26 protein-coding genes and 1 pseudogene are annotated in these 26,779 nt (G+C 64.4%); 8 read left to right on the top strand and 19 right to left on the bottom strand.

Annotation, left to right across the window (positions count from 1 at the left end; translation table 11 throughout):
* Positions 1-43 precede the first annotated feature (43 nt).
* Complete coding sequence (locus SA496_RS01910; RefSeq protein ID WP_330114964.1) at positions 44-898, top strand: PhzF family phenazine biosynthesis protein; 855 nt, start codon at positions 44-46, stop codon at positions 896-898.
* Between the two features lie 68 nt (positions 899-966).
* On the top strand, positions 967-1,839 hold the full coding sequence (gene ypfJ / locus SA496_RS01905; protein ID WP_120653055.1) for a KPN_02809 family neutral zinc metallopeptidase: 873 nt from the start codon (positions 967-969) through the stop codon (positions 1,837-1,839).
* A gap of 128 nt (positions 1,840-1,967) precedes the next feature.
* Here the strand turns inward: ypfJ and SA496_RS01900 are convergent.
* From SA496_RS01900 to SA496_RS01850, 11 genes and pseudogenes are all read right to left on the bottom strand, one after another.
* Positions 1,968-2,263, bottom strand: a pseudogene (locus tag SA496_RS01900) (endonuclease domain-containing protein).
* 69 nt (positions 2,264-2,332) lie between these two features.
* Entirely contained in the window at positions 2,333-2,926 is a 594-nt protein-coding gene (locus SA496_RS01895) for an HAD family hydrolase (RefSeq protein WP_120653056.1), read from the bottom strand.
* A gap of 54 nt (positions 2,927-2,980) precedes the next feature.
* Positions 2,981-3,949, bottom strand: a complete 969-nt coding sequence (locus SA496_RS01890) for a Csu type fimbrial protein (RefSeq protein ID WP_120653057.1) — start codon at positions 3,947-3,949, stop codon at positions 2,981-2,983.
* A 12-nt stretch (positions 3,950-3,961) separates the two neighbouring features.
* Positions 3,962-6,253 (bottom strand): fimbria/pilus outer membrane usher protein, encoded by a 2,292-nt coding sequence (locus SA496_RS01885; RefSeq protein ID WP_330114963.1) that lies wholly within the window; start codon positions 6,251-6,253, stop codon positions 3,962-3,964.
* 72 nt (positions 6,254-6,325) lie between these two features.
* Positions 6,326-7,108 carry a fimbrial biogenesis chaperone gene (locus SA496_RS01880; protein WP_330114962.1) on the bottom strand — a complete coding sequence of 261 codons (783 nt, stop codon included), beginning with the start codon at positions 7,106-7,108 and terminating at the stop codon, positions 6,326-6,328.
* A 20-nt stretch (positions 7,109-7,128) separates the two neighbouring features.
* On the bottom strand, positions 7,129-7,671 hold the full coding sequence (locus SA496_RS01875) for a Csu type fimbrial protein (protein WP_330114961.1): 543 nt from the start codon (positions 7,669-7,671) through the stop codon (positions 7,129-7,131).
* A complete protein-coding gene (locus tag SA496_RS01870; protein WP_256660866.1) occupies positions 7,671-8,198 on the bottom strand; it encodes a Csu type fimbrial protein in 528 nt (175 codons plus the stop codon). The genes SA496_RS01875 and SA496_RS01870 overlap by 1 nt, the downstream gene beginning before the upstream one ends.
* 59 nt (positions 8,199-8,257) lie before the next feature.
* Entirely contained in the window at positions 8,258-8,797 is a 540-nt protein-coding gene (locus tag SA496_RS01865) for a Csu type fimbrial protein (RefSeq protein WP_120653061.1), read from the bottom strand.
* 314 nt (positions 8,798-9,111) lie between these two features.
* A complete protein-coding gene (gene tesB / locus SA496_RS01860; protein ID WP_120653062.1) occupies positions 9,112-9,981 on the bottom strand; it encodes an acyl-CoA thioesterase II in 870 nt (289 codons plus the stop codon).
* A gap of 31 nt (positions 9,982-10,012) precedes the next feature.
* The gene (locus SA496_RS01855) at positions 10,013-11,617 is read right to left on the bottom strand and encodes a nitroreductase family protein (protein ID WP_330114960.1); all 1,605 of its coding nucleotides are present in this window, start codon (positions 11,615-11,617) and stop codon (positions 10,013-10,015) included.
* Positions 11,614-12,174 carry a GNAT family N-acetyltransferase gene (locus tag SA496_RS01850; RefSeq protein WP_120653064.1) on the bottom strand — a complete coding sequence of 187 codons (561 nt, stop codon included), beginning with the start codon at positions 12,172-12,174 and terminating at the stop codon, positions 11,614-11,616. Before SA496_RS01850 ends, SA496_RS01855 begins: the two co-directional genes overlap by 4 nt.
* A 70-nt stretch (positions 12,175-12,244) precedes the next feature.
* Between SA496_RS01850 and SA496_RS01845 the strand changes: the two genes are divergently transcribed.
* From SA496_RS01845 to SA496_RS01825, 5 genes are all read left to right on the top strand, one after another.
* Complete coding sequence (locus SA496_RS01845; protein WP_330114959.1) at positions 12,245-13,183, top strand: histone deacetylase family protein; 939 nt, start codon at positions 12,245-12,247, stop codon at positions 13,181-13,183.
* A 161-nt stretch (positions 13,184-13,344) separates the two neighbouring features.
* Complete coding sequence (locus tag SA496_RS01840; protein WP_330114958.1) at positions 13,345-14,583, top strand: TIGR03862 family flavoprotein; 1,239 nt, start codon at positions 13,345-13,347, stop codon at positions 14,581-14,583.
* Between the two features lie 78 nt (positions 14,584-14,661).
* The gene (locus SA496_RS01835; RefSeq protein WP_120653067.1) at positions 14,662-15,027 is read left to right on the top strand and encodes a VOC family protein; all 366 of its coding nucleotides are present in this window, start codon (positions 14,662-14,664) and stop codon (positions 15,025-15,027) included.
* A gap of 121 nt (positions 15,028-15,148) precedes the next feature.
* A complete protein-coding gene (locus SA496_RS01830; RefSeq protein ID WP_371924424.1) occupies positions 15,149-16,123 on the top strand; it encodes a response regulator in 975 nt (324 codons plus the stop codon).
* A gap of 3 nt (positions 16,124-16,126) precedes the next feature.
* Entirely contained in the window at positions 16,127-16,570 is a 444-nt protein-coding gene (locus SA496_RS01825) for a PAS domain-containing protein (protein ID WP_120653069.1), read from the top strand.
* 121 nt (positions 16,571-16,691) lie between these two features.
* Here SA496_RS01825 and SA496_RS01820 read toward each other — a convergent pair whose 3' ends face one another.
* From SA496_RS01820 to yedA, 8 genes are all read right to left on the bottom strand, one after another.
* Positions 16,692-18,161, bottom strand: coding sequence for an aldehyde dehydrogenase family protein (locus SA496_RS01820; RefSeq protein WP_120653070.1), 1,470 nt, complete (start codon positions 18,159-18,161; stop codon positions 16,692-16,694).
* A 19-nt stretch (positions 18,162-18,180) separates the two neighbouring features.
* Entirely contained in the window at positions 18,181-18,993 is an 813-nt protein-coding gene (locus tag SA496_RS01815) for an ABC transporter permease (RefSeq protein ID WP_120653071.1), read from the bottom strand.
* The gene (locus tag SA496_RS01810; protein ID WP_120653072.1) at positions 18,993-19,904 is read right to left on the bottom strand and encodes an ABC transporter permease; all 912 of its coding nucleotides are present in this window, start codon (positions 19,902-19,904) and stop codon (positions 18,993-18,995) included. The genes SA496_RS01815 and SA496_RS01810 overlap by 1 nt, the downstream gene beginning before the upstream one ends.
* Before the next feature lie 97 nt (positions 19,905-20,001).
* The gene (locus tag SA496_RS01805) at positions 20,002-21,147 is read right to left on the bottom strand and encodes an ABC transporter substrate-binding protein (RefSeq protein ID WP_153921444.1); all 1,146 of its coding nucleotides are present in this window, start codon (positions 21,145-21,147) and stop codon (positions 20,002-20,004) included.
* A 54-nt stretch (positions 21,148-21,201) separates the two neighbouring features.
* Entirely contained in the window at positions 21,202-22,320 is a 1,119-nt protein-coding gene (locus SA496_RS01800; RefSeq protein ID WP_120655280.1) for an ABC transporter ATP-binding protein, read from the bottom strand.
* 453 nt (positions 22,321-22,773) lie between these two features.
* Entirely contained in the window at positions 22,774-23,598 is an 825-nt protein-coding gene (locus SA496_RS01795; protein ID WP_120653074.1) for a response regulator transcription factor, read from the bottom strand.
* Between the two features lie 207 nt (positions 23,599-23,805).
* Complete coding sequence (locus SA496_RS01790; protein ID WP_120653075.1) at positions 23,806-25,134, bottom strand: DEAD/DEAH box helicase; 1,329 nt, start codon at positions 25,132-25,134, stop codon at positions 23,806-23,808.
* A gap of 61 nt (positions 25,135-25,195) precedes the next feature.
* Positions 25,196-26,122, bottom strand: a complete 927-nt coding sequence (gene yedA, locus SA496_RS01785) for a drug/metabolite exporter YedA (RefSeq protein ID WP_330114957.1) — start codon at positions 26,120-26,122, stop codon at positions 25,196-25,198.
* A gap of 162 nt (positions 26,123-26,284) precedes the next feature.
* Here yedA and SA496_RS01780 point away from each other — a divergent pair, with 162 nt between their 5' ends.
* Positions 26,285-26,761, top strand: coding sequence for an Lrp/AsnC family transcriptional regulator (locus tag SA496_RS01780; RefSeq protein ID WP_120653077.1), 477 nt, complete (start codon positions 26,285-26,287; stop codon positions 26,759-26,761).
* Positions 26,762-26,779 lie beyond the last annotated feature (18 nt).

The following is a 26,779-nucleotide window of genomic DNA, read 5'->3' as shown; positions in this document are numbered from 1 at the left end:
GACGGCCGCCTGATGCGGCCGTTTTCATTTTCTGGAGCCTGAAATGGAATATTGGCAAGTCGATGTGTTCGCCGAACGTGTATTGGCCGGCAACGGCCTGGCGGTTTTCCCTGATGCCAGCGAGCTCACCGCCACAGCGATGCAGGAGCTGACCCGCGAACTGCGGCAATTCGAATCCATCTTCCTCGCACCGCTGGATGCCCCCAATGCCTTCTCCGCCCGGGTGTTCACCGTGGAAGAGGAACTGCCATTCGCCGGCCACCCGATCCTCGGCGCCGCCGCCCTGTTGCACCACCTGCATGGCGGCAAGTCCGACGCCAGCTGGTTGCTGCACCTGCCGGAGAAGCAGGTGCGTATTGCCACGCGCCGCCAGAACAAGGGCTTCTACGCCGAGATGGACCAGGGGCCCGCAGTGTTCGGCAAGGTGCTGGATGAGGCCGCCGCCGATACCTTCGCGGCGGCTTTCAGCAGCGAGCGTGACCGCCGCTATCCCGCTCAGGTGGTCAGCAACGGGTTGCCCTATCTGCTGCTGCCGGTGACCTCCGCGGGGTTGGCCGCCGCGAAACAGCGCGAATCCCTGGACGACGCCCTGGCCGGCATTGGTGCCGCATTCGCCTTCCTGATGGACGTGGACGCCCGCGAAGGCCGCACCTGGGACCCGCTTGGCGTGGTGGAGGACATCGCCACCGGCAGCGCCGCTGGTCCGGTGGCGGCCTGGCGTGTAGCACAGGGGCTGGACCCCGCTGACAAGCCGTTCGCCCTGGCCCAGGGCCGCTTCCTTGGCCGCCCGAGCCGGCTCGACGTCTGCGTCACAGCGGCCGGTAACGTATTGGTGGGTGGCGAGGTCCAGTTGCTGGCCCATGCCCGTCTGCTGCCCACTCCGGCGGATCTGGGCTGACGACCGGGCTGGCGGTGACTGGCGCCAGCGTCAACACTGATTAACTCGCATACGAACGGAGAGCGATCATGCGCTGGCAACGTGCGCGACGCAGCGACAACGTGCAAGACGGCGGAAGCGCAGGTGGCGGCGGCATGCGCCTGGGCGGAGGCAGGGGCCTGGGCCTGGGCGGGATCGCCATCGTCGTCGTCGTGGCGCTGCTGATGGGTGAGGACCCGTTGCAGATCCTGGGTCAGATCACCCAGCAGAACGCCTCGGTCAATCCCCAGCAGCAGTCGGCCAACCCTACCGGCACACCGGAGGAGCGCGAGTTCGTCCGTGCCATCCTCGGCGATACCGAAGACACCTGGCGCGCCATCTTCCAATCCGCCGGCCGCCAGTATCAGGATCCGACCCTCGTGCTGTTCAACGGCGGCGTGCAATCGGCCTGCGGCTTCGCCTCGTCGGCGGTTGGCCCGTTCTATTGTCCAGGGGACCGCAAGGTGTACCTGGACCTGGACTTCTTCGAGGAAATGGCCAGCCGCTTCAAGGCCGCCGGCGACTTCGCCCAGGCCTACGTCATCGCCCATGAAGTGGGCCACCACGTGCAGACCCTGTTGGGTGTGTCCGCCAAGGTCAACGCCGCCCGCCAACGCGGCGAGCGGGTGGAAGGCGACAACGGCCTGCTGGTGCGCCAGGAACTCCAGGCCGACTGCCTGGCCGGCGTCTGGGCCTTCCATGCCCAGCAACGCCTGAACTGGCTGGAGCCCGGCGACCTGGAAGAAGCCCTCAATGCCGCCAACGCCATCGGCGACGACCGCCTGCAACGCCAGGCTCGCGGCCAGGTGGTCCCCGACTCCTTCACCCACGGCACGTCGGAACAGCGGGTGCGCTGGTTCAAGATGGGATTCGAGAAGGGTGAAGTGGGCAAGTGCGATACGTTTTCGACGGCGAGGCTTTAGCGGATTGTCACTTACCCTCTCCCCCCGCCCTCTCCCGCAGGCGGGAGAGGGCGCCTGATCGGCGCGATCTGGTCATGACGAGCACGGACCGCCCCCCTCCCACTGTTGGGAGAGGGCCGGGGAGAGGGTCAGAGCTTACCGAACGCACGTGCTATCGCCTCAAGCACAGCTTCCGTATCCCCCAGCACTTCATGATTCCAGAATCGCAACACCTGATGGCCCTGCTCTGACAGCCAGCGATCGCGTTCGCCATCTCGGCCAGCCTGTTCCTGATGCTGGCCACCATCCAGTTCGATCACCAGCCGCTGCTCCAGGCAAACGAAGTCGACTATGTAGCGCCCCATTGGCATCGGTCGTTTGAACTCAGTCCGAACAACCGATGTCCACGCAGGTAGTACCAAAGGTGACGCTCGGCATCCGTCATGTTGCAGCGCAATTCCCTGGCAAGTTTCTTGAGTTCCATTGAGCCTCCTTGCTCGCAATCACCTGCCCCTTACCCCCTCACCATCCCCAGCAACTCCCCACAATCCCGCGCAAACCAGTCCGCCAGTTCCGGCCATGGGTTATCCGGCAGGTTCACCAGCACGGTGCTCGTCCCCGCAGCGCGGCCGCTGTCGAGGTCGAAGCGGTAGTCGCCCACCATCACCAGTTCGCGCGGTTCGACCTGCCAGCGCTCGGCCAGGTGCAGCAGCCCGCCCGGGTGCGGCTTGGGCGGTGCCTCGCCGCGGCCGAGGATGTCGTCGGTGGCGAAACAATCGCCCAGCCCTATCGCCTGCAAGGTGAGGAGCGCCAGTTCGTGAGCGTTGCGGGTGAGGATGCCGAGCCGGCAGTCACGCCGGTGCAGTTCACGCACCAGTTCGACGGCGCCTGTAGCGGGTTTGGCGTTCAGCGCCAGTTCCCGCTCGTGCTCCAGCAACCAGGCGTGCTTGGCGGCGGCTTCGTCTTCGGGCAAGGCGGCCAGGTGGTGGAGGATGTCGTCCTCCGGGGGGATGTCCAGGGCCACGCGAATGGCAGCGAAGTCATGCACGGCGATAGTCAGGGTGCCGTCCATGTCGAACACCCAGTGGCGGTAGTGCGCCAGGCTCATCTGTCTCTCCAACGGCGGGTTTCACAGGGCCGAAGGGTACACCGGTCGGGACGTTCAGTAGTTGATGATCAGCGTGACGTTGTCGTTGTAGGTGCCGGCGGGAACGTTGGGCTGCGTGGGGTCGAGGGTGGTATCGAACTGGTAGTTCTGTTGCGCGCCGCTACCGGTCGCGGACTGGGTCTGCGAGGTGGTCCAGACCGTACTGGTTGAGGGGAAGTAGAGGTTGTAGTTGATCCGGTCGGTTCCGCTGGCCAGTCGCCGCCAGGGGGCCTGGTAGTTCTGCCCGCTGTCGAAACCGATGGTGTAGCCCTCGGTGTTGGTGCAGGTGACGCCGACGGTCGTCGTCGTCGTGCCGAACTGGCTGATCAGCGCATGATTGCCGAGGCTCACAGGTGGGGTGCTGTTGATGATGCAGGCCTTGCTGACCACCAGGGTCAGTTGGATGGACGCCACGGAACCGGTGCCCCAGTTGGTGGGTGCGGTGCAGATGTTCGCCGGGCAGTTCTGGGTGAGGCCCGGGCTACGCTGCCAGCCGCAGAGCACGAGGACGCCGTTCTCGCAGATCGCGTACTGCCAGTTCAGGTTCACTGTGGCCGTATAGGTGCCGGCGGGGACGTTGGGGCCAGCCGGCACCTGGAAGTACAGCGGCAGCCCTGTGGCGCCGGCCAGCAGGCCGAGGATGGTGAGGTCGCTTAGCTCCAGGGCGACATTGGGCTGCAGCTCGGTACCGCCGTTACGGGTGAACACCTTGAAGGGAATGCCATGGCCGGCGCCGTCGCTCAGCACCAGCGGCGTGGTCTGCAGGGTCACACGGATGTAGTTGTTGGCCAGCAGCACGATCACACTGGCGCACTTGAGCCCGGCGCCACCGATATTGCCCTGGGCGGTGGTGATCAGCGCCAGCGAGCTGACGTTGCCCAGACTGACTGCTGGGGCGGCCGTCACGGCACAGGTGGCGGCTGCCCGCCCCGCCCCCAACAGGCAGATCGACAACAGTATCCAGCGCAGCAGCTTCCGGCCCATTCCCTCTCCTTCTCAGCGACAGGTCAGCGGACCGACCAGCGCCAGCTCCTGGTTGGCATTCTCGAGTTCGAAGGCCACCTCGCAGTCCCCGCCGTCCGGCCGTACCACCCGCAACCGGTTGAACTCGCCGAGCCCCTCGAAATACACCAGACCGTCCCAACCCACATAGCTGCTGATGTCGCTGCCGATGAGTTCGGCCTTGCTGCCACGGGGCAACACCTCACCGCGACTGTCGATCAGCACGATGCTGGCCGCCGCTACCCGCTGCATCCCGAACTCCAGCAAGGCGCCACTACCCTGGTGCACGGCAATGTTCCGCGCCACTTCAGGCACCCGCACATTGGCCGGAAGGTTCAGCGGATCGATCTCGTACTGGCCCCGGTAATACGAAGGCACCCAGGGCACCAACAGGTGGCCGTCACCATCGGTGCGGCCGATGGGCTGATGCTCGAAGCTCACAGGCACGTCGGAGAAACCGCTGGTGCTGACCAGCACGAACGCATCATTGATGCGATTGGCGGCGAACAGTCCGTCATCCATGGCCACTACCGAACCACTCAGGTCGCCCCAGTGGGTGGTGCGGCCTTCATCCTCGTAGACCCCGGCCTGGAGCTGGTTGTAGCGATTGCGCCAGGTCAGGTCGGCCTGGCGGTACTGGCCGTTGCCCGTGGCATAGGCCAGGTTGTAGCCGACGCCGCCATCGGTGGGCGGCGTGCGCCCGAAGTTGACGCGCTGGCGATAGTCGCCCTGATTGTCCCGCTCGAGGGAGGCGCTGAAGGTGGAGTTGAGGTCGAACGGCACGATGAGTTGCAACAGCGCCGAATAGCCGGAATCACCGATTTCCCTATTGAGCGAGAGGTAGAGGCTGCTGTTGCCCCAGAGGCTGCGCGACCACGACAGGTTGAGCAGTCGGGTGCGCTCGCCGTCCATGCTCTCACTGGCGAAGTAGCCGATGCCAAAGCTGCCCAGCGCGGGTGGGTTGACGGAGAAGGTGAGCTGGTCGACCCGCCGTGCCAATGCGCTGTCCAGAAGGTCGTCTTCCAGTGCCCCTACGCGCCCGAGGTCGGCGTAGCCGGACGTGCGCTGCAGCCGCTGCATGCCAATGCCGAACAACGGCGAGTAGTAGCTGTAGCCCAGGCTGTACTGATGCCCGCGCTCACTGTCGTACTCACTTTGCGACCAGGAGGTGCCGAGGGTGCCCCAGCGCCCCACCGCGAAGGTTCCGCCCAGACCGCCGAGGCGCAGCTTTTCGCCGAACTCAGCGTGGCTCTCCAGGGTGAAGGCGTTGCTGACGCCGTAGCGGAAGGTGCCGCTGGTGGCGTGGCTGCCGTAGGAGAAATTCTTCAGTCCGTAGTCTTCGCGCAAGCGGCCGATGGACAGCGAGTAGTCGTAGAGCCCCTTCTGCAACAGGCTGTTGGTCACGTAGAAGGGCACGATGGTGGCGACCTGGCGGCCAAGGGCGTCAGTGGTGATCACGGTGGCGGTACCGGCACCACTGATATAGGGCACGTTGCTCAGGGTGAAGGGGCCGGGGTTGATCTGGTCGCTGCTGACCCGCGCGTTGTTGATGAACAGGTCCACCGAGGTGGGCACCTGGGCATCGCCGCTGAAGCGCGGCAACGGGTAGGTGACCAGGTCCGGACGCAGGCCGAAGTTGCGCGATACCTGCACACCGCCTAGTCGAACCGCGCTGTTCCAGGTCAGGGCGCCGGTGACCAGGTCGCCGGCCTGGTAGCTGGTCATGCGGGGCTGGTCGTTGTAGCGCCAGAAGCTGTCGAAGCGGCGGTAACCGTCGTCCTCGGTCGCAAAGTCATCGAAGGAATGGCGGTAGACCCCGGTATTGTCGAGCACGCCGAAACCGCCAAATGCGCGCTGCTCGAGGAGGCCGCTGAGGTAGTGCGCGCCGTCTTCGCTGTGGTTGTAGAAGAGGTCGTAGTTGAACAGCAGACCGAGGTCGCTCTGTGCCGGGGTCATGTCGTAGACGCTGGTCTGCCCCAGCTGCTGGCGCGGCAGCCAGTCACTGGGCAGGGTCAGTTCCAGTTGCTGCTGCGCTTCGTTGTAATGGCTGCCCAGGCCGGGAATCCCGTCCAGCGCAGTAGGCCCTTGGACGCCATCCGGAACTCGCACGCCGACGCTGCGCAAATCCTCCGCATCGACCAGGTAGCGGCCGCCTTGCACGGTCACCGGGATGATCCTCTGGGTCGGCATCTGGTTGACCTGAAGTTGCAGGTAGAGCTGATAGGACTGCTCCTGCGCCAGCACGAGTTCGGTCCCCAGCAGCAGCGCCAGCGCCGGAGCGCGCAAGCACCCGCCGCCGCTCCTGACGGACTGTCGCCTGCGCCGGATTGCCATGCTCCCACCCTGCCCCGGCCGGGGTCACAGGCCAGGAATCGGTTGGAGCTCGCGCCGCTCATTGATTCTCGCCTGCAGACCAAGGCCGTTGTCCGCCACACTTGCCGGAAGTTCCCAACGCATCCGCGCGCCCGGCAGTACATAACCGAGCAGGCCCTCGGCCAGGGTGGTGGTACGACCGCCCTGGCTGAGGCTCACCTCGGACAATCGCGCGTGGGCCGGCCCCTGGTTGTGCAGCAGCAGAAAGCGCTGCCCGCCCTCGCGCTGCACAGTGAAGCTCAGCCTCGGTTCCAGCGGCTGGATGCCGGCCCTGGGCTTGTCAGCGCTGGCCGGCCCGGCGCCACTGCCGAACACGAACAGCGGCACCGAGTAACGCATCTGGAATTTCACCCCCAGGCGCACATCCGGCTCGGCGTCCGGCTGAAGCATCTCGTCCACCAGCACCCGGTAGGCCTGCTCGGTACCCGCTGGCGCCGGTTGCAGGCCTATCAGGCGAATCAGCTGGCGCTTGCCGGGGGCGATGTTGGCCACCGGCGGACTGCCCACCACGGTTTTCTGCGGGGTCAGTTGATCGTCATAGCCGGTCTGGCTCCAGGCCATCACCCGTACCTGCATGCTCACGGGTGCCTGTCCGCGATTCTCCAGCCAGAGCGCGGTCGCCTTCTGATCAGCCTCGATCACCGGATTGATCGGCCAGATCAAGATGGAACTGGCTGCCCGCGCCTCAGGAATGCCCGTCAGCAGACCGAGCAGCCCGAACACGACCAGAGCGCGGCCACCACGCTTCGCTGCTTGTCGAACCTCCATGTTGTCCCCCCTCGTTCCGTCTAGTAGGTGATGGTCACCGTAACCGTGTCGGTGTAGATCCCGGCCGACGGCATCACTGCCGTGCTGAACAAGCGCGCATAGACCGGAAAGGTCTGGCTGGTGCCGCCTACGGGAAAGGTCAGGCTCATCGCGGTGGCGCCGTTACTGCCGTCACCCCAGACGGCGCTGTAGCCGGCGTCCTTGTACAACTGGTAGCGCAGGGTCTCGGCGCCCTTGGCCAGCAGGCGCCCGCTGCTGACATTGCTGGTGTTGGCCCCGGCGCTGAGGGCGATGGTCAACGCCAAACCCGGCGTGCATTGCAGGATGATCGAGCCGCCGCCCGGCGTGGTCACCTGGTTGACGTCGGCGGGCAGTGTGGCGAACTGGCCGAAGGACAACGAGCCGAAGCTGGTGGCATCGCTGGCACCGCTCCCCAGGAGGCAACCCGAGCTGATCACGGCCTGGATCTGGAAGCTCTGCTGCACGGTAAGTTCATTGGTACCGGTATCCGCCGCCAAGGGTGGTGCCAGCGCCAGCAGGGCGAACAGGAAAATGCCACGCATCACCAGCTCACCGTGACGATGACAGTGTCGCTGTAGACACCGGCAGCGGGTGTCGCCTGGGCCGGCACCCGGCCATAGACGGGCAGGTACTGGTCGCTGCCGTTGCCGACACCGGTCACGCCGACGCTGTTGTCCCAGACGGTCAGGTAGTTGGCAGCGGTGTACAGGTTGTAGGCGACCTGCTCGGTGCCTGGCCCGGTCATGCGTCGGGCGCTGACGTTGCCGCTGCCACCGGCGCTGATCAGCACCCGGTAAGGCGTGCTGCTCAGGCAGTTCACCCGCAGCGCTCCGTTGCCGACAGTGCCGGCCATGTTGATCACGCTACTGAGAGAGAAATGGGTGCCGAAGTCCAGGGTGCCGAACTGCCCCAGGTTTCCGGGGTTGGTGCTACCGACGCTGCAGGCCGACAGTACCTCCGCGGCGAATCCGATGGTGGCGCTCTTGGTGGCGCCAAGGCCGCTGGCCGGCTCGGCCAACAGGACCATCAGCACCAGTTGGCTCAATCTGCTGTAGCGGGGGCAAACCATGGCTCGTTCCTGGCTTCTGGCTGGTCTTCCTTGATTGCCCGCAGGCAGGCGAAAGCGGTTTACCAGGTAACGGTGACCAGCACGGTATCGGTGTAAGTGCCGGACGTCGGCGTCGTCTGCGCGGGGACGCGGCCATAGACCACGATGTCCTGGTTGTTGCCGTTGCCGGTGCCCGAATAGGCGTTTGCACCGTTACTGCCATTCCCCCAGGGCGTGGTGCGGGCGGCGTCCTGGTAGAGGTTGTAAGTGATGAACTCGCTGGCGCCGCCGCTCATCCGCCGTTGATTGCCGGAGGGTGCGAGGCCGCTATTCAACGCAACGGTGTAGGCGGTGTTGTTGGCGCACTGGATGCCGAACGAGCTGCCGGCGCCGGCCCCCACGGACTGGCCTTCGACGATATTGGCCAGGCTTGGGTAGGTACCGAAGCTGATGCTGCCGAAGCTGTTGGTACTGCCGTTGTTGGAGCTGTTGTTCACCGTGCACCCGGCACCGATGGTGATCTGGATGCCCAGGTTGCCCTGGAGAGTCCCGGCGGCCTGGGCCTGGTGTATCGGAGTGAGCAGCAGCAGGAAGGGAAGCAGCCAGCGCAAGACTTTCATCGGACGACTCCTACGGTTCCTTGTCTTTACATGCACCTCTGTCTGGACCGTAGTTCAAAAACGATGTGGAGCAAAAAACCTCTACAAACGGTTCATAAGTGGCATTTGGCCGCCATGCTGCATAGTTCGTCTAAACGTCTGAATTCTCGGAATGTGCAGCGAAGGAGTAAGCAGGTGCCCCTCTACAGGTAGGCAAAACGCTTACAAAAAAATGAGATTTCCGCCATTAACTGGCTATAGAGCCATAGTTTGTGGAATTCGTACGGTTCTAGTTCGAGCAGAGATAAGGGCGGCCAGGTGACCGCCCGGAGACATCAGCGCCAGTCTTCGCGCAGGCGGGTCAGACCCTCCTGGGCCACCGAGGCAACCAGCTGGCCGGCGCGATTGAAGATGCTGCCACGGGAGAAGCCACGGGCATTGCCGGCCCAGGGGCTGTCCATGGAGTAGAGCAGCCAGTCATCTGCGCGCAGGTCGCGATGGAACCACAGGGCGTGGTCGAGGCTGGCCACCTGCATGAACTTCTGCCAAACCGACACGCCATGGGGGAGCATGGAAGTGGTCAGCAGGCCGAAGTCCGACGCGTAGGCGAGGATGTACTTGTGGATCGCAGGAATGTCCGGGAGGCTGCCATCGGCGCGGAACCAGACGTGCTTGACCGGCTCGCCACGACGCGGATTGAAGGGGTTTTCCGCGGTGACCGGGCGGATCTCGATGGGCTTGGCGCAGAGGAACTTGTCGCGCACGCGCTCGGACAGCAGGTGGGTGCTCTGGCGGGCAAGTTCCAGCTCGCTGGGCAGGTTCTCCGGCCCTGGCACGTCGGGCATGGTGAGCTGGTGGTCGAAGCCGCCCTCGTCCTGCTGGAAGGAAGCGCTGCAGGTGAAGATCTGCTGGCCCTTCTGGATGGCGGTCACGCGGCGGGTGCTGAAGCTACCACCATCGCGCACCCGCTCTACCGAGTAGACCACCGGCAGGGAGGCGTCCCCCGGACGCAGGAAGTAACCGTGCAGGGAATGTACATGGCGCTCGGACTCAACCGTCTGGCTGGCGGCAGAAAGCGACTGGCCGAGTACCTGGCCACCGAACAGCTGGCGGAAACCCAGGTCCTGGCTGACGCCACGGAACAGGTTTTCTTCGATGGATTCGAGGCTCAGCAGCGCGACCAGCTCGTCGAGCACCTGGGTCATGGAATTCTCCTCTGCAAGGCTGCCGCCCCGGTCATTGCCGAGGCGGTCTTCGTAGTTCGGGATAGGCCGGCAACGTCGTCAGGCGCTCGTCCCACTGCGCGCGGCCAATGGTGAAATGGTAAAGGCTTTGCCAACGACTGTCGGCCATTTCCAGCAATTCATGTACCGAATCATCGAAGTAGCAGCCGATGCCGGTTCCCGATAACCCGGCGGCCTCGGCTTCCAGGTAGAGCAACTGGCCGATCTGCCCGCACTCCCAGTAAAGCCGCGGGTACAGCCAGGCGCCCTCTTCCAGGGCGGCGTCGAAGCGGGCGAGCATGGCCAGTGCAACGCATCCGTCGGCGGCGATGTCCTGGCCGCAGGAGAGGAAGCCTGCCAGGCCGCGGGCATCGCCTTCAAGCAGGCGGTACAGCGGCAGTTCGTCATCGGCCCGTTCCCAGACGAAATCTTCGCGCATGCCAGCCGCCAGTTCCGCCTCGGGCACTGCGCCGCGTGCCAGCCAATAGAGACCGGGCGCCATGCCTTGTACGCGATGCACGAACAGCAGCAGGTCCACCCGAACCTCACCGAGGCTGGCGAAGGGAACCGGCGAGTTCGCGGGCATCAGCCGGTGCAGCCAGGCCAGCAGCAGTTCCGCCTGGACACCGCTGCGGCCGTCCAGGGATTGGGCGCTGCGCCGCCGGTGCAGCAGCGGACGCAGCGGCAGGCCAGGGTTATCCACAACAGCACGGGCCTCGACCTTGGGCCATTCCGCCAACGGCTGACGCGGTGCGCGGCACAGGCCGTGGACCCGCTCCAGCTCAGGCCAATGGCGCTGCTCGCGAGACAGTCGATTGGGCGAGCCACGCAGCTCCAGCGCGGCGAGGCCGTCCTGCAGCGATTGCCCCAAGGCGAATTCGCACGCTTGGGCCGGGCCGATCCACAGCAGCACATCGGAGCATTCACGTTCGACAAAGCCGGGACGATCCAGCCCCAGCATGCCGTCAAGCGACTCTTCGGCAACGCCGCCCATGACCCGCACCTGCCAGCCCAAGGCCGACGCGGCGATCGCCAGAGCTGCCAGTGCGTGTCCCAGGTCGTGCTGGCAATAGCGGTAGGCGCGCTCGCCATACTTCCAGGCTTCGCGCCACGGAATGCTGGAAAGTCCCAGCAGGAAGCCACCTGAAGGCAACGCCGCTGACAGTTGTGTGGCCAGGGGTGCCGGCAGTTCGGCGCGGACTTCCAGTACATGAACGTCCGGTGCGTAGTGAGCAAGCAACCCAGCCTCCTCCACTGCGCCGGGTGGCAGCAGCAAGTAGGCCTCGGTGGGATGCAGGTTGCCCGAGGAGGGATTGACCCGCAGCGCCCACTTGCTGGCCCCAGCTTGCTTCCAGGCGGAAATCGCCAGGCTGTCGTAGAGCAGCTGGGAAATGCTGTCGAGGTTCAACGGTGCAGGCTCGCCGACCGGAGCTGCGAACACCACGTCGTAGGGCGGCGTTTCTTCCAGCGGGCGGTGAAACAGTTCGACCAGGCGCGCCCCACTGTAGCGACGGAAGGGAGCCGGCTGGGTCGCCCAATCGAGCTGCCCCGGACCGGGAGCGAAGCCATCCGGTCGATGCTTGCTGAGTGCGTGATAGCCGCGCACGGCGTCGTTCATCGCAACGCTTCCCACTCGGCGCGCCCCAGCCGGTAGAGCACATGACGGCGCAACGGGTGCCCCTCGGGCAAGAGCGGGTGCTCGAAGTCGCCATCCGGATCGTGCTGCATGCCGATGCGCTGCATCACCGCTTGCGAACGCAGGTTGCCGGGTACGGTGAAGGCCACGACCTCAGCCAGTTGCAAGGGCTCGAAAGCGAATGCCAGCGTCGCTTGCGCTGCCTCGCTGGCCAGGCCCTGCCTCCAGTAGCGATGCATCAGTCGCCAGCCAATCTCCACAGCCGGGGTGAAGTGTTCCTCGAAGTTCACGTTCTGCAGCCCCAGGACACCCACAAAGCCGCCGTCGCCACGATGCTCGATTACCCACTGGCCAAAGTTGTACCGCTGGAAATGCTGACGAATGCGCGCCGCCAGGGCATCGCTTTCTGCTCGATCCAGGCAGGCAGGGAAGTGACGCATCACCTCCGGGTCGGCGTTGAGCTCGGCGAAAGCCGGCAGGTCGTCGTCGCGCCAGCTACGCAAGCGCAGTCGTGGAGTGATGAGTTCGATCGGATGCACGGGCGCGTCTCTTGAGGTGGGCTCGAAGGCCCAATCATACTGCCGTACGTACCACCCCGAGTGCCTATCGATGTTCCTGCCGCTGGTCTACCACGACGACTACAGCCCGCCCTTCCCGGCGGAGCACCGCTTCCCCATGGAGAAGTTCCGCTTGCTCTATGAGCATCTGCTGGAAAGCGGCCTGACCACCGACGAGCGCCTGCACCGACCGGAGACCTGCCCGCCCGAAGTGCTGGCGCTGGCCCATTGCCCGTCGTACATCCAGCGGTTCCTCAATGGTGACCTGGGCCGCGAGGAACAACGTCGCCTCGGCCTGCCCTGGAGCGAACCGCTGGCGCGACGCACCGTGCGCGCGGTGGGCGGTTCGCTGCTGGCCGCCGACCTGGCCCTGAAGCATGGCCTTGCCTGTCACCTGGCCGGAGGCACCCATCACGCTCACTTCGACCATGCGGCGGGCTTCTGCATCTTCAACGACCTCGCGGTGATCAGCCGCTACCTGCTGGAGGCCGGCAAGGTGCAGCGAGTACTGATCTTCGACTGCGACGTACACCAGGGCGACGGCACCGCCCGGCTGCTGGCCGATACTCCGGAGGCCATTACCGTTTCCCTGCATTGCGAAAAGAACTTCCCGGCCCGCAAGGCCGATAGCGACTGGGACATTCCCCTGCCGATGGGCATGGGAGATGCTGACTATCTCCGGGTGGTGGAGGATGCGCTGAACTATCTGCTGCCGCTCTACCAGCCGGACATCGTGCTCTACGACGCGGGCGTGGACGTGCACAAGGACGATGCCCTCGGCTATCTGCAACTCACTGACGCTGGTGTGGCTCAGCGCGACGAGAAGGTGATCCGTCATTGCCTCGGCCGGGATATCCCCGTGGTGGGCTTGATCGGTGGCGGTTACAGCAAGGACCGCGCGGCGCTGGCAAGGCGGCATGGCATCCTGCACCACAGCGCGGATCGGGTGTGGCGGGAGATGGGCTTGGGAGGCTCGCCATCCTTGTTGTAGGAGCGAATTCATTCGCGAACGCAGGTCACCGGCCTGCCCGGTTGAACGTATCGGGGCAGTTCCACACCCATCGCGAATGAATTCGCCCCCACAACATGCCGTGTCCGCCCAGCCTTGTGCAGTAGAATGCGCCCCTTCCCAACTCCTTCTCTTCTATTCCCATGAACGACTCCTCCCCCTTCGTCGCCGTCATCGGCGGTGGCCCCGCTGGCCTGATGGCCGCCGAAGTGCTCGCCCAGGGTGGTGCGCGGGTGGAGCTGTTCGATGCCATGCCGTCGGTGGGGCGCAAGTTCCTGCTGGCCGGCGTGGGCGGGATGAACATCACCCATTCCGAACCCAGGGCGCCTTTCATCGGCCGTTACGGTGCGCGTCGAGAAGAGTTGGCGGCGCTGCTGGAAGAATTTGGCGCCGACGAGCTGCGCGCATGGATTCATGACCTGGGCATCGAGACCTTCGTCGGCAGTTCCGGGCGGGTCTTCCCCACTGACATGAAGGCCGCTCCACTGTTGCGCGCCTGGCTCAAGCGCCTGCGCGAGCAGGGTGTGGTCATCCACACACGCAGCCGTTGGCTGGGTTGGAACGCCGACGGCGCCCTGCGCATTGCCACGCCCGATGGCGAGAAAACCCTCAATGCCGATGGCTGCCTGCTCGCTCTGGGTGGCGGCAGCTGGGCGCGGCTGGGCTCGGACGGCGCGTGGGTTCCACTGCTGGAACAGCGGGGCGTGTCCGTTGCGCCGTTGCAGCCCTCCAATTGCGGCTTCGAAGTGGAAGGCTGGAGCCCGCTGCTCGAGGAGAAGTTCGCCGGGGCGCCGGTAAAGCCGGTGGCCATTCGCCTGGACGACGAGCCTCCGCGCCAAGGCGAATTCGTACTCACCAGCTACGGCGTCGAAGGCAGCCTGATCTATGCCTACTCTGCCGCCATCCGTGAGCGGATAAACGCGAGTGGCAGCGCCACCATTCATCTGGATCTGCTGCCCGGCCAGCCTGTGGACAAAGTCGCCAAGGCCCTCGCCCGTCCGCGCGGGTCGCGTTCCATGGCCAAGCACCTGCACAGCCAGTTGGGCATCGATGGCGCCCGCGCCGGCTTGCTGCGCGAGCTGGCGACCAAGGACGACTTCCTCGATACCGCGCAGCTGGCGACGGTCATCAAAGCCCTGCCGCTGACGCTGGTGCGTCCGCGTCCGCTGGACGAAGCCATCAGCACCGCCGGCGGCATTCCCTTCGAGGCAATGGACAAGGGGTTGATGCTCAAACAGTTGCCGGGGGTCTTCTGCGCCGGGGAGATGCTCGATTGGGAAGCACCTACCGGCGGCTATCTGCTCACCGCCTGCTTCGCCAGCGGGCGGGTCGCTGCACAAGGCGTATTGCACTGGCTTTCACGCCCTGTCGCGCTGGAGTAGCATCGCTCGCCAGGCCCCGCCAGAGGGCCGCCTGCCACCGTGATGGCTCGTTTTCCAGCCACTGTCATGGAACGCCCAATGAGCACACTGGACACCATCGAGATCAAAGCCTTCGTTCCAGCGAAGGATTACGCACAGAGCAAGGATTTCTACCGTGAACTCGGCTTCGAAATGTGCAGCACTTCGGACGAGGTCAGCTACTTCCGATACGGCCACAGTGCCTTCCTCCTGCAGAACTTCTATAGCAAGGAGTTTGCGGAGAACCTGATGATGCATTTGCAAGTGAAGGACGTTGAATCCTGGTGGCAGCACGTGCAGACCTCGGGTGTGATCGAGCGCTACGGCCTGCGGGTGGTGCCACCCCAGGACCAGCCCTGGCGGATGCGCGATTTTGTCCTCATCGATCCCAGTGGCGTCCTTTGGCGCATCGGACAGAACATCTGATCGGAAGCTGGCCGCGAGGTGTCGGCTGGCACGCGGCCAGCGTCTATTCTTGCCCTGAGCCCAGCTTTCTTCATGCGGTGCCCCCAAGGTGATTCCCCTCCTCGTCTGCGACGACTCGATGATGGCGCGCAAGCAGTTGATTCGCGCGCTACCGCTGGACTGGCCGGTGCATATCACCCAGGCCAGTAACGGTGAAGAAGCTCTTGAGGCCATACGCCAGGGTCATGGCCAGATCGTCCTATTGGACCTGACCATGCCGGTGATGGATGGCTATCAGGTCCTCAGCCGGATTCGCGCTGAAGGTTTGAAAGCCAGGGTGGTGGTGGTCTCCGGCGACATCCAGGAAGAAGCCCAGCGCCGAGTCCACGAACTCGGTGCCCTGGCCTTCATCCGCAAGCCTGCCGATCCGGACGAACTGCGGGAAACCCTGATCCGCCTCGGCCTGCTGCGCCCGGCGCCATCCACGAGCCCGGTCACCGGCGTACCCGGACGCCACGATCCGGACCTGCGGGTGAACTTCCGCGACGCCCTGCGCGAGGTCAGCAACGTCGCCATGGGCCGCGCGGCCGCCTTGCTGGCGCGCGTGCTCGGGGTGTTCGTGCAACTGCCGGTGCCCAACGTCAACCTGTTCGAAGTCAGCGAACTGCACATGGCCCTGGCCGATGCCCAGCGCGGCGAGCGGCTGTCGGCGGTGTGCCAGGGCTTCATCGGCGAATCCATCGCCGGCGAGGCGCTGCTGTTGTTCCATGACGCCGAGAGCGCCGAGGTGGCGCGCCTGCTCGGCTGGCAGCCACAGGGCGAAAACGATGAGGCAGAGATGCAACTCGACCTCGCGAGCATCCTGATCGGCGCTTGCCTGGCCGGCATCGCCGAGCAGATCGACGTGCGTTTCTCCCAGGGCCATCCGCAACTGCTCGGCCGGCACAGCTCCATAGAACGCCTGTTCCAGCTCAACAACCGGCGCTGGCGCAAGACGCTGGCAGTGGAGATCAGCTACGCCATCGAAGATCACAACCTGCACTTCGATCTGCTGCTGCTCTTCACCGAAACCTCCATCGCGCGCCTGACCCAGAAGATCCACTACCTGATGGACTGATCCATGCCGGCACAAATCGATTTCAAGGAACTCCACTGGCTGCTGGACATCGTCCAGTGCCTGGATGTCGGCGTGGTGGTCCTGGACCGCCAGTACCGCATCGAGGTGTGGAACAGCTTCATGGAGAACCACTCCGGCCTCGGTCCCGACCGGGTACACGGCAAGAACATCTTCGAGCTGTTCCCGGAGATCGAGCGCAACTGGCTGCGCCGCAAGGTGGACAGCGTGCTGCAACTCGGTACGCGCGCCTTCAGCCTGTGGGAGCAGCGACCCTACCTGATCCGCTTCGAGAACTACCGGCCGATCACCGGCGAAGAAGATTTCATGTACCAGAACCTCACCATCCTGCCGCTGGCCGCTGCTGGCGGAAAGGTGGAGCGCGTTTGCCTGGTGATCACCGACATGACCGAGGTGGCGCGGTTGAAGCGGCAATTGGCGGAAAAGTGACGACGCGCCTGTGGGAGCGATTTCAATCGCGAAGCAGGCCACAGGCCTGCCAATCAGACTTGTAGGGACCGCTGCGTCCCTTTCGCGAATAAATTCGCTCCCACAATGATCTCCCGTCGCCCTATTTGATGTACCACCCCCACGGCTCGGTACTTCTGTACTCGGTGACCTGTTTTACCTCCAGGTAGTTGTCCAGGCCCCAGCGGCCCAGCTCGCGGCCGATGCCACTCTGTTTCATGCCGCCCCAGGGTGCCTGGGTGAAGGTCGGCTGCGAGCAGTTGACCCAGACAATGCCGGCGCGCAGGCCATTGGCCACCCGCGCGGCGCGGTCGAGGTCGGCGCTCATCACGGCGGCGGCCAGGCCGAAGCGGCTGTCATTGGCCATGCGCAGGGCGTCGGCCTCGGTCTTGAAGCGCTTCACGCAAAGCACCGGACCGAAGATTTCCTCGCGCCAGATGCGGCTGTTGTCCGCCGGCTCGTCGAACACCGCCGGCTCGACGAAGTAGCCATGGGACAGATGCGCCGGGCGCTTGCCCCCGGTGAGCAGACTGGCCTCCTGCCGGCCCTGTTCGATCATGCCCATGACCTTCTGGTACTGCCCGGCGCTGACCAGAGGCCCAAGCAGCACGCCACGTTCCAGGCCGGGGCCGATGGTGATGCGCCGCGTCTCTTCCACCAGGCGTTCGATCAGACGGTTGGCGACGCCCTCCTGCACCAGCAGCCGCGAGGTGGCACTGCACACCTGCCCCTGGTTCCAGAAGATGCCGAACATGATCCATTCCACGGCGGCTTCCACATCGGCGTCATCGAAGACGATGAACGCCGACTTTCCGCCCAGTTCGAGGCTGATGTTCTTGATGTCGGCTGCCGCCGCCGACATGATCTTCGCCCCCGTCGGTACGCTGCCGGTAAAGGCCAGCTTGTCCACGCCGGGGTGCTGGCTGAGCGGGCCACCAGCCTCTCCGCCCAGTCCCGTCACCACGTTGAGCACACCGGAAGGCAGGCCTATGCGCTCGGCGGCGCCAGCCAGTTCCAGCGCGGTCAGCGGCGTCAGCTCGGACGGTTTGAGTACGCAGGTGGCGCCCGCTGCGAGAGCCGGGGCGACCTTCCAGGAGGCCATCAGCAGCGGGTAATTCCAGGGGATGATCTGCCCCGCAACCCCCACCGGCTCATGGCGGATACGGCAACTGAAGCGATCATCCGGCAGCGCCAACGGCTCGTCCTGGCGGGCGTCCAGCTCCCGCGCCAGTTCGGCGTAGTAGCGGAAGCAGCCGATGGCGTCGGCGATGTCCCATTGCGCTTCCGGCAGGGGCTTGCCGTTGTCGCGCACCTCCAGTACTGCCAAGGCGTCCTGGCGACCTTCCAGCTCGCTGGCCAGGGCATCAAGCCAATCGGCGCGCTCGGCCCCGCTGCTTTGGCCCCAGCCACGGTTGAAGGCCTGGCGGGCGGCGTGCACGGCGTGGTCGACATCTTCCTCGGTGGCCGCCGGCACCCGCTGGATCAGGTCGCCGCTGCTGGGGTCCAGCACTTCGAAATATCCGCCCAGGTCGGGACGGACCCATTGCCCGTTGATGTACAACTGGTCACGCATGGCTCTGCTCCATGGGCGCTCAGGCGCCGCTGTGGCGGTTCTGCAGGTAGCGGGAGGTGAACAGCAGCGCCAGGGAGACGCAGATGATCACCGTCGAAATGGCATTGATCTCCGGTGTGATGCCCCGGCGGATCGACGAGAAGATGTAGATCGGCAAGGTGGTTTCCGACCCGGCGACGAAGAAGGCGACGATGAAGTCGTCAAAGCTGAAGGTGAACGCGAGCAGGAAGCCGGCCAGGATGGCCGGGGCGATCTGCGGCAAGGTCACCCGGCGGAAGGTTTCCAGGGGCGGTGCATAGAGGTCGGCGGAGGCTTCCAGCAAAGCCCTGTCCAGAGACTCCACGCGGGTGCGGACGATCACGATCACCAGCGCCATGGTGAATAGTGAGTGCGCGGCGATCACCGTGAAAAACCCCATGCGCAAGCGCGGCAGCCCGGCGCCCAGCAGCAGGTCGAGCAGCGGGTTGACCACTTCGAACAGGCTGATGAACGCAATCAGGGTGGCGATGCCGATGACGATGCCGGGAATGATGATCGCGCAGTAGGTCATGGCGTCGAAGAACAGCCGCACGCGTTTGCCCGCCCGCTCCAGGCCGAATACCGCAAGGGTGCCGAACAGCGTGGCGATCAGCGCCGAGCAGAAGGCGATCAGCGCGCTGGTGCCGAGGGCTTCCATGATGAAGGGGTTACTGAACGCGCGGCCGAACCACTGTACCGAGCAGCACTCGAAGGACAGCCCACTGCGCCCGGCATTGAAGGAGAACAACACGATCAGCGCGATGGGCGCGTAGAGGAACAGGTAGAGCGAGGTGGAATAGCTGCGCAGCCACATCAGAGCATCCCCTCAGTGCCGCGCTTGCCGTAGCGCGCCACCAGTTTCAGGTAGAGGGCGATGATCACCAGCATCATCGCCACCAGGGTCATGGCCACCGCACTGCCGAACGGCCAGTTGCGTGATTGCAGGAAGAGATCCACCAGGGCGTTGCCGACGAAGAACACCTTGCCGCCGCCGAGGATCGCCGGGATCAGGAACTCGCCCATGAGCAGGATGAACACCAGCATGCTGCCGGTAATGACACCGGGCGCCGAGAGCGGCAGGGTTATCCGGCGGAACGTCTCGAAGGCCCCCGCGCCGAGGTCCGACGACGCCTCCAGCAGGCGCTTGTCCAGCTTCTCCAGGCTGACGTAGATGGGGAACACCATCAGCGGCAGGTAGCCGTAGACGATGCCGATCAGCACCGCGGTCGGGGTGTTGATCAGCCGCACATCCTCCAGCCCGACCATCGCCAGCAGCGCCGGGATGCCCTTGCCGCCGAGAATGAAGATCCAGGCGTAGGTACGGATCAGGAAGCTGGTCCAGAACGGTACGATCACCAGGGTCAGCAACAACGACCGGCTGCGCTGCACCTTCACCGCCAGGAAATAGGCCAGCGGGTAGGCCGCCACCAGGCACACCAGGGTACCCAGGGGCGCCAGCACCAGCGTGTTGTAGAAAGCCTTCGCCCGCGAGCCAAGGTTCAGGTAGTTCTCCAGGGTCAGGGCCGCGCTGTAGCCCCCCACGGGGCTGCGTTCACCGAGGCTGAAGACCAGGATGATCACCAGTGGCATCAGAAGCAGCAGCAGGAACCACAGCGTGGACGGCAACAGCAGGAGCAGCGTGACACGCCGGCCGAGGCTGCGGCTTTCCACCGGCGCGGCCTGGCCCGCATCGGCCAGCGCGGGGGCGCTGAGAGCGACGTTCATGGAAGATTCCTTGCGATTCATTACTGCGGTTTTCGTAGGAGCGAGCTTGCTCGCGAATGCTCGCAGCGAGGTTCGCGGGCAAGCTCGCTCCTACCAGTCAGGCTGCCTTGAAGCGCGCCATCAGTTCCGCCCGCGCCGGGCTGGTCAGGGTGGCTGCGGCGCCGAACTCCAGCGCGCTGAGCAGATCGGCTGCCGGATACATGATCGGGTCGTCGAGCATGTCCTTGGGCAGCAGCGCATCTACACGCTTGTCACCGGTGGGATAACCGTGGGCCTCGACTTCCAGCTTGTTCACCCGCGGGTCGAGCAGGAAGTTGATCAACGCGTAGGCCGCATCCGGCCGCTCGGCACTCTTCGGAATGGCGAAGAAATCGCTCCACAGCTCGCCACCCTCGCGACCCAGTACGTAGGTCATCTGCGGCATGTCGCGATGCAGTTGCGAGGCGTCGCCGGTCCAGCACATGGACATCCAGGCATCGCCATTGCGCATGGACGGCTGGTAGTCGGAGTTGATCGCGAAGAGGTGCGGCTTGACCTCCAGCAGCAACTTCTCGGCTTCGGCCAGCTCCTTCGGATCCAGCGAATTGAAGCTGTAGCCGAAGGACTTCAACGCATTGCCGATCACCGTGAGCTGGTAGTCGTGGACCATCACCCGGCCAGTGGCGTCCCCTTTTGTCAGCTCCCAGAACTCCTTCCAGGTCGTGGGCCTGGCCTTGATCTTGTCGCCGTCATAGACGAAGCCGGTGGTGCCCCAGTTCTTCGGTACCGCGTAGGTCTTGCCGTTGATGACGCCCTGTTCCATGAAGCGCTTTTCATACGAAGCCGGATCGAAATTGGGCAGGCGCGACAGGTCCAGCGGCTCGATCAGGCCCAATTCAGCGTAGGTGCTGATGGTGTAGTTGGTGGGCACGAAGACGTCCCAGCCGCTGCCGCCCGCCTGGAGCTTGGCGAGCATCTCTTCGTTAGAGCCGAACACGTTCATCTGTACCTGGGCGCCGGTCTGTTCGGCGAAGGCGGCGAAGTTGTTGGCGTTGTGATAGTTCGGCCAGGTGGCCAGGACCACGCGGTCGCCAAGGGCGCCCTTTTCGGCGGCGAAGGCGCGGTTGCTGGTGAGCAGACCCGGCATATTGGCGGCCATCACCGCCATGGCTACGCCAAGCCCCGTACGGCCGAGGAACTCGCGACGGCTGATGGAACCGTTCTGCCAACTACGCAGTTGCTTGATGAAGTCTTTCCGATCCATTGCTGCTACCTGCCTGTAAGGGTTGGTTGTTCTTGTCCGTACCGTACTGCGTTATCACAACGTCATGGCCAGGCCACTGGCCTGGTCCCAGCCGATCCGCACTGGCGATCCGTGCTCGAAGGCCGAGCGCTCGTGCTGGCCATGGCGCTGCACGCGCACGCAGACGATGCCGAAAGGCTCGGTGCGCACGCGGTATTCAGTGAGGTTGCCGAGGTAGATGCGGTCCACCACCTGGCCCGGCAGGCTGATCTCGCGGGGTAGCGCGACCTCGCTGGCGCCAATGGCGATCAACTCCGGGCGCACCGCGATGCAGCCGGGCTCGGCCGCCTTGAGGGCGGGGCCAGTGGGCGTCTGCGGGCTGGCCAGTTGCAGGCCGTGGGTGGTTTCCAGAAGCACGCGGCCATTGTCGATGCGCCGCACCGTGCCATCGAACAGGTTGGATTCGCCGATGAAGTCCGCTACGTAGCGACTCGCCGGGGTTTCATAGAGTTGCTCGGGGCTGGCGCTCTGGAGGATCTGGCCGTCCTGCATGACGCTGATGCTGTCGCTCATGGACAACGCCTCTTCCTGGTCGTGGGTGACCAGCACGAAGGTAATGCCCACTTCGCGCTGCAGGCGCAGCAGTTCGGACTGCATTTCCTTGCGCAGCTTGCGATCGAGCGCGGCCAGAGGTTCGTCCAGCAACAGCACGGTGGGCTTGTTCACCAGCGCACGGGCCAAGGCCACCCGCTGCTGCTGGCCGCCGGAAAGCTCGTGCGGCTTGCGCTGGCCAAAGCCGGACAGCCGCACCATTTCCAAGGCTTCGTCCGCCAGGCGGCGTTGCTCGGCACGGCCTGGGCGTGGCTGGTGGTAGCGCAGGCCATAGGCGATGTTCTCCGCCACCGACAGGTGCGGGAACAGCGCATAACTCTGGAACACCATGTTCACCGGCCGCTGGTGCGCCGGTACTCCCGCAACCGAATGCCCGGCCAGCAGTACCTCGCCCTCGCTGGGTTGTTCGAAGCCGGCGATCATCCGCAGGGTGGTGGTCTTGCCGCAGCCAGAGCTGCCGAGGAAAGAATGGAAAGCACCACGCCGCACCTTGAAGTTCAGGCCGTTGACCGCCGTGACCGCGCCATAGCGCTTGACCACATTGCGGAACTCGATATCGCAGAACTCGCTTGCATCGCTCACGACCGGCCCCTTTTTGCAGGTGTTCTTGGCATATGGCCACACGCTAGCAATGGCGATTCCGGGCTGTATATATCCCTCGGGGGATAGACGCTCATTCCACAGAAACTGTGGAATCCATTGTGGATAAGTTATGGATGGTGGGCTGCAGGCCACAGGGGGCTAGGCCTTGAGCCTTGCGATCTTTTTTTGATCAGCCTCTCTTTGTCGGGGCGATTTCAAGCGCCAAGCAGGCCGAAGGCTTGCCCTATGGATTCCAACGGGGCAACAGCGTTGCCCTTGGCGAATGAATTCGCCCCCACAGGGGCAGCTTCATCGTCCCCCGCTGCTCACAATTTCTGTGCAAATCGTTGTGGATAACTCGTGGGCATCCGCGTCGGATGCCGATGTCTGCTGGGCCAGACCAGACTGGCTGGTTATTGATCAGTCGCTTGTTAATCACCAATGGCGATAAGGCTAGACCGCCTTCTGTAACGGCTCGGGCTCATCACGCTGGCCACCCAACTCCCGCACAAACAAGCCCAGCAACTCCGACTGGCTGCCTATACCGAGCTTGGCGTAGATGTTCTTGCGGTGGATTTTCACCGTGCCGGGGCTGATTGCCAGGTGCTCGGCTACCGATGCACTGGAGTGGCCACGCAAAAGCATCTGCACCACTTCCTGCTCCCGCGCCGTCAGCACATGGGCGCCGAACTGATCGAAGGCTTCGCGGATCTTGTAGTCCAGGTCCTGGACCGGGCGCGGCGCGTGGGCACGGGCCTGCTCCCAGGCTTCGTTCACCACCTGTTCCACCACTGGCTGGGCGCAATCCAGCAACTGCATTTCATCGCGGCTGTAGGCCGGGCTGCAGGTGCTGCGCATCAGCGAGAATACCGCCTTGGCACCATCGGCCAGGTCGATGAAGAAGGCGATCTCTTCGGTCAGGCCGGTCTGCTGGTAATAGGTGACGTAGTACTCACCGAGGTAGAAGTGGTCCGGGGCGAACTGGCGCAAGCGCCAGAGGCCGGGGGCCTGGTTTCGGGTGCAGGCGAGATAGAAGGGGTCGAGCAGGTAGGGACCGACCTGGTAATCCTCGACGTACACATGGCGCTTGTCCGGCGGAAAGGTATCGAACAGGGCCAGCGGCCTGTGGTTGCCTTCATAGACGAAGAGCACGAAATGGTCGACATGGCAGACCTGCTGCAGCCACTGGCTGAGGCCAAGCAGACGGGCCCGCCCGGCGGGCTGGGCAAGCAGATGGGCAACACCGGTGGTCCAGTGTTTGAGTTCCTTGTGGCGCATGTGGGAAATGCCTGAGGTTGGGCTGCGCTTCAATCACTATAGGCGTTCAGCATTTCGCACAGAAATGCAGGAAGTGCGCCAATATCCTGAAAGCTCGCCAGCCCCTCTGGCACGGGGGTGTCGGTCACCTGCCCTGCCCCGTTCCGGTTCCCGTTGCCCCATCAGGCGTCACCCATCACCACAGTACGGTGACGCCTGGAGCCGGATTCAGCCCTTCTTCGCCTTACCGAATCCCGGCGCCTTGCGCACGGATTTCACCTTGGGCTTCTCGCTGTCGACCCAGCGGCCCAGTGCTGCACCCTTGCCCGGCTTGCCGGCGACGGCCTGGGATTCCTTCGGCTTCTTGGGTTTCTTCGGCTTCTTGATCACCTGGCCAGTAGCGTCAGTCATGGGCACCCGGTGATCAGGGTAGAAGTCTGGTTCGTCACGACGCTGGATGGTCTGGCGGATCAGCACCTCGATAGCCGCCAGCAGTTGCACCTCATCGGCGCAGACCAGCGAAACCGCCTCACCAGTGGCACCGGCGCGGCCGGTACGGCCGATACGGTGTACGTAATCCTCAGCAACGATGGGCAGGTCGAAATTGACCACCAGCGGCAAGTCGTCGATATCCAGGCCACGAGCAGCCACATCGGTGGCGACCAGGATTTGTACTTCACCGGCCTTGAAGCGCTGCAGCGCGCGCAGGCGCGACGGCTGTGGCTTGTCGCCGTGGATGGAATCGGCACTGACGCCACTGGCCTGGAGTTCGTCCACCAGTTGGTCGACACCCTTGCGGGTCTTGACGAAGACCAGCACCTGGCCCCAGCCGCGATCTGCCAGCAGGTGCAGGAACAGCTCGCTCTTGCGCTTCTTGTCCACCGGGATCAGCCACTGGCGCACGCTTTTCGCAGCCGCATTGCGCGGACTGACCTCGATGGACAGCGGGTCACGCAGCAGTTCGCGGGCCATCTGGCGAATGGCATCGGAGAAAGTGGCGGAGAACAGCAGGGTTTGCCGGCGTTTCGGCAGCGCAGTGAAGAGCTCGTCCAGTTCACGGGCGAAACCCAGGTCAAGCATGCGGTCGGCCTCGTCCAGCACCAGCACCTGGAGCTGGTTGAACTTCACGGCGTTCTGCCGATAAAGGTCAAGCAACCGGCCAGGGGTGGCGACCAGGACGTCGATACCCTTGCGCAGCTTCATCATCTGCGGATTGATGCTCACGCCACCGTAGACCGCGTAGTTGCGCAGCGGCAGGTGCTGGCCGTAGACGTGGAAGCTTTCGTTGACCTGCTCGGCCAGCTCACGGGTGGGCACCAGCACCAGGGCGCGAACCGAGTTGCTGGCCACTTCCGGGCCTTCCAGGGTCAACTTCTGCAACAGCGGCAGGGCGAAGCCGGCAGTCTTGCCAGTGCCGGTCTGGGCCGCGGCCATCAGGTCACGACCTTTGAGGACGGCGGGAATCGCCTCGGCCTGCACCGGCGACGGGGTCTGGTAGCCAAGCGCCTCGGTGGCGCGCAGCAGGGGTTCGATCAGGCCGAGGGAAGCGAAGGTCATTGGGGCAGCCATAGTGTGCGGAAAAGGCGCAATTCTATCAGGCTGCCCACGATTTCCGGGATCAACTGGTCTGCTGTTCCAGCCCTTCTGCCTTCTGCGCCTTCATGTCCTTGCGCTCACGCCATTGCGGCAGGCCGATCAGCACCACGGCGCCGATGATCACCAGCATGGCCAGGCCCTCTTCCGCACCGATGGTCTCGCCCGCAAAGCCGATTCCCAGCAGCACCGCCACCACCGGGTTGACGTAGGCGTAGCTGGTGGCCGCGGCCGGGCGCACGTTCTTCAGCAGGTAGAGGTAGGAACTGAAGGCGATGATGGAGCCGAACACGATCAGGTAGGCCAATGCCCCCCAACCGGCGAGCGTCGGCGCGGCGGCCATGCGCTCACCGCTCAGCAGGCTGCCGGCCAGCAACGCGACGCCACCGGCGAGCATTTCCGCCGCGCTGGCCATGGGGCCGGCAGGCAACTTGAGGTTCTTGCTCCACATGGAGCCGAAGGACCAGGCCGCCGCCGCGAAGATGATCAAGACTGCGCCCAGAGGACTTGCCTGAAGGTTGGAGCCGAGATTGAGCAGGCCGATACCGATCAACCCGAGGAGGATGCCAGCCCATTCCAGGCGGGTGGTGCGTTGTCCCCAGATCAACCCGAACAGCAGGGCGAACAACGGCACCGTGGCCACTGCCAGGGCCGCGACACCGGATGCCACGCCAAGGTCTTCGGCCAGGGTGACTCCACCGTTGCCGCAACTGAGCAGCAGGAAACCGATGGCGGCAGCGGACTTCCACTCCTGCCAGGTCGGGTTGGGCACGCCGCGCCAGCGCAGGAAGCCGTACATCAGCGCGCCTGCGACCACGAAGCGGACACCGGCCATCAGCATGGGCGGCCAGGATTCCACGCCGATCCGAATCGCCAGGTAAGTGGAACCCCAGATCAGGTAGAGAGCGATGAAGGCTCCTATGAGCAGGAGCGGAAAGCGGCGCGCAGGCATGATCGGAACTCGACACAGGCGGGGATGAGGTGTCTATTCTAAGTAAGGTAAGGATGGCGAAATAAGGACGAAAACCTTATTCATGGCGCCATACTCCTTGGAAAGAACTGTTTTCATCAGCTTCTACCGTTGATTCGACAGAAGCAGATTTCGGAGGTCCCTGTGGACAAGTACGACCGCTTGCTGATTGCAGCGCTTATCGAGAATGGCCGTGCGTCGTTCGCCGACCTCGCACGCCGGGTCAACCTTTCACCACCCGCAGTGGCCGACCGAGTGGCCAAGCTGGAAGCCGGTGGGCTGATTACCGGTTACCACGCCAGCGTGGACCTGGCGAAGTTGGGCCTGCCCATCGAGTGCGTGATCGAATTGCGCATCACCGACCGTGACTACAAGCGAACCCAGGAAGCTCTGGAGAATATCCCGCAGCTGAACCTCTGCCACCGCGTCACCGGCGATGCCTGTCTGCTGATCAAGGCTGCCGTGGCATCGATGCCGGAATTGCAGGATCTGATCGACCAGATCGGCAAGTTCGGCGCGACCAAGACTTCGCTGATCCTCTCGACGCCCTTCGAACAGCGGATTCCAGGCGTGCTTCAGGAGCGCGGCAAGGTGGAAACCCTGCGCACGGTAAAAGGCTGAGTCGTGCTTGTAGGTTGG

This window comes from Pseudomonas sp. JS3066, assembly GCF_036328175.1.
Classification (GTDB): domain Bacteria; phylum Pseudomonadota; class Gammaproteobacteria; order Pseudomonadales; family Pseudomonadaceae; genus Metapseudomonas.
The sequence above is the reverse complement of the archived record's forward strand: the minus strand, read 5'-3'. Positions and strand labels throughout refer to the sequence as shown.

Bases quoted from the DNA above. Each gene is read 5' to 3' on its own strand.
- SA496_RS01910 (WP_330114964.1), top strand. From the start codon at position 44: ATGGAATATTGGCAAGTCGATGTGTTCGCCGAACGTGTATTGGCCGGC.
- ypfJ (WP_120653055.1), top strand. From the start codon at position 967: ATGCGCTGGCAACGTGCGCGACGCAGCGACAACGTGCAAGACGGCGGA.
- SA496_RS01895 (WP_120653056.1), bottom strand. From the start codon at position 2,926: ATGAGCCTGGCGCACTACCGCCACTGGGTGTTCGACATGGACGGCACC.
- SA496_RS01890 (WP_120653057.1), bottom strand. From the start codon at position 3,949: ATGGGCCGGAAGCTGCTGCGCTGGATACTGTTGTCGATCTGCCTGTTG.
- SA496_RS01880 (WP_330114962.1), bottom strand. From the start codon at position 7,108: ATGGAGGTTCGACAAGCAGCGAAGCGTGGTGGCCGCGCTCTGGTCGTG.
- SA496_RS01875 (WP_330114961.1), bottom strand. From the start codon at position 7,671: ATGCGTGGCATTTTCCTGTTCGCCCTGCTGGCGCTGGCACCACCCTTG.
- SA496_RS01870 (WP_256660866.1), bottom strand. From the start codon at position 8,198: ATGGTTTGCCCCCGCTACAGCAGATTGAGCCAACTGGTGCTGATGGTC.
- SA496_RS01865 (WP_120653061.1), bottom strand. From the start codon at position 8,797: ATGAAAGTCTTGCGCTGGCTGCTTCCCTTCCTGCTGCTGCTCACTCCG.
- tesB (WP_120653062.1), bottom strand. From the start codon at position 9,981: ATGACCCAGGTGCTCGACGAGCTGGTCGCGCTGCTGAGCCTCGAATCC.
- SA496_RS01855 (WP_330114960.1), bottom strand. From the start codon at position 11,617: ATGAACGACGCCGTGCGCGGCTATCACGCACTCAGCAAGCATCGACCG.
- SA496_RS01845 (WP_330114959.1), top strand. From the start codon at position 12,245: ATGTTCCTGCCGCTGGTCTACCACGACGACTACAGCCCGCCCTTCCCG.
- SA496_RS01840 (WP_330114958.1), top strand. From the start codon at position 13,345: ATGAACGACTCCTCCCCCTTCGTCGCCGTCATCGGCGGTGGCCCCGCT.
- SA496_RS01835 (WP_120653067.1), top strand. From the start codon at position 14,662: ATGAGCACACTGGACACCATCGAGATCAAAGCCTTCGTTCCAGCGAAG.
- SA496_RS01830 (WP_371924424.1), top strand. From the start codon at position 15,149: ATGGCGCGCAAGCAGTTGATTCGCGCGCTACCGCTGGACTGGCCGGTG.
- SA496_RS01825 (WP_120653069.1), top strand. From the start codon at position 16,127: ATGCCGGCACAAATCGATTTCAAGGAACTCCACTGGCTGCTGGACATC.
- SA496_RS01820 (WP_120653070.1), bottom strand. From the start codon at position 18,161: ATGCGTGACCAGTTGTACATCAACGGGCAATGGGTCCGTCCCGACCTG.
- SA496_RS01815 (WP_120653071.1), bottom strand. From the start codon at position 18,993: ATGTGGCTGCGCAGCTATTCCACCTCGCTCTACCTGTTCCTCTACGCG.
- SA496_RS01810 (WP_120653072.1), bottom strand. From the start codon at position 19,904: ATGAACGTCGCTCTCAGCGCCCCCGCGCTGGCCGATGCGGGCCAGGCC.
- SA496_RS01805 (WP_153921444.1), bottom strand. From the start codon at position 21,147: ATGGATCGGAAAGACTTCATCAAGCAACTGCGTAGTTGGCAGAACGGT.
- SA496_RS01795 (WP_120653074.1), bottom strand. From the start codon at position 23,598: ATGCGCCACAAGGAACTCAAACACTGGACCACCGGTGTTGCCCATCTG.
- SA496_RS01790 (WP_120653075.1), bottom strand. From the start codon at position 25,134: ATGACCTTCGCTTCCCTCGGCCTGATCGAACCCCTGCTGCGCGCCACC.
- yedA (WP_330114957.1), bottom strand. From the start codon at position 26,122: ATGCCTGCGCGCCGCTTTCCGCTCCTGCTCATAGGAGCCTTCATCGCT.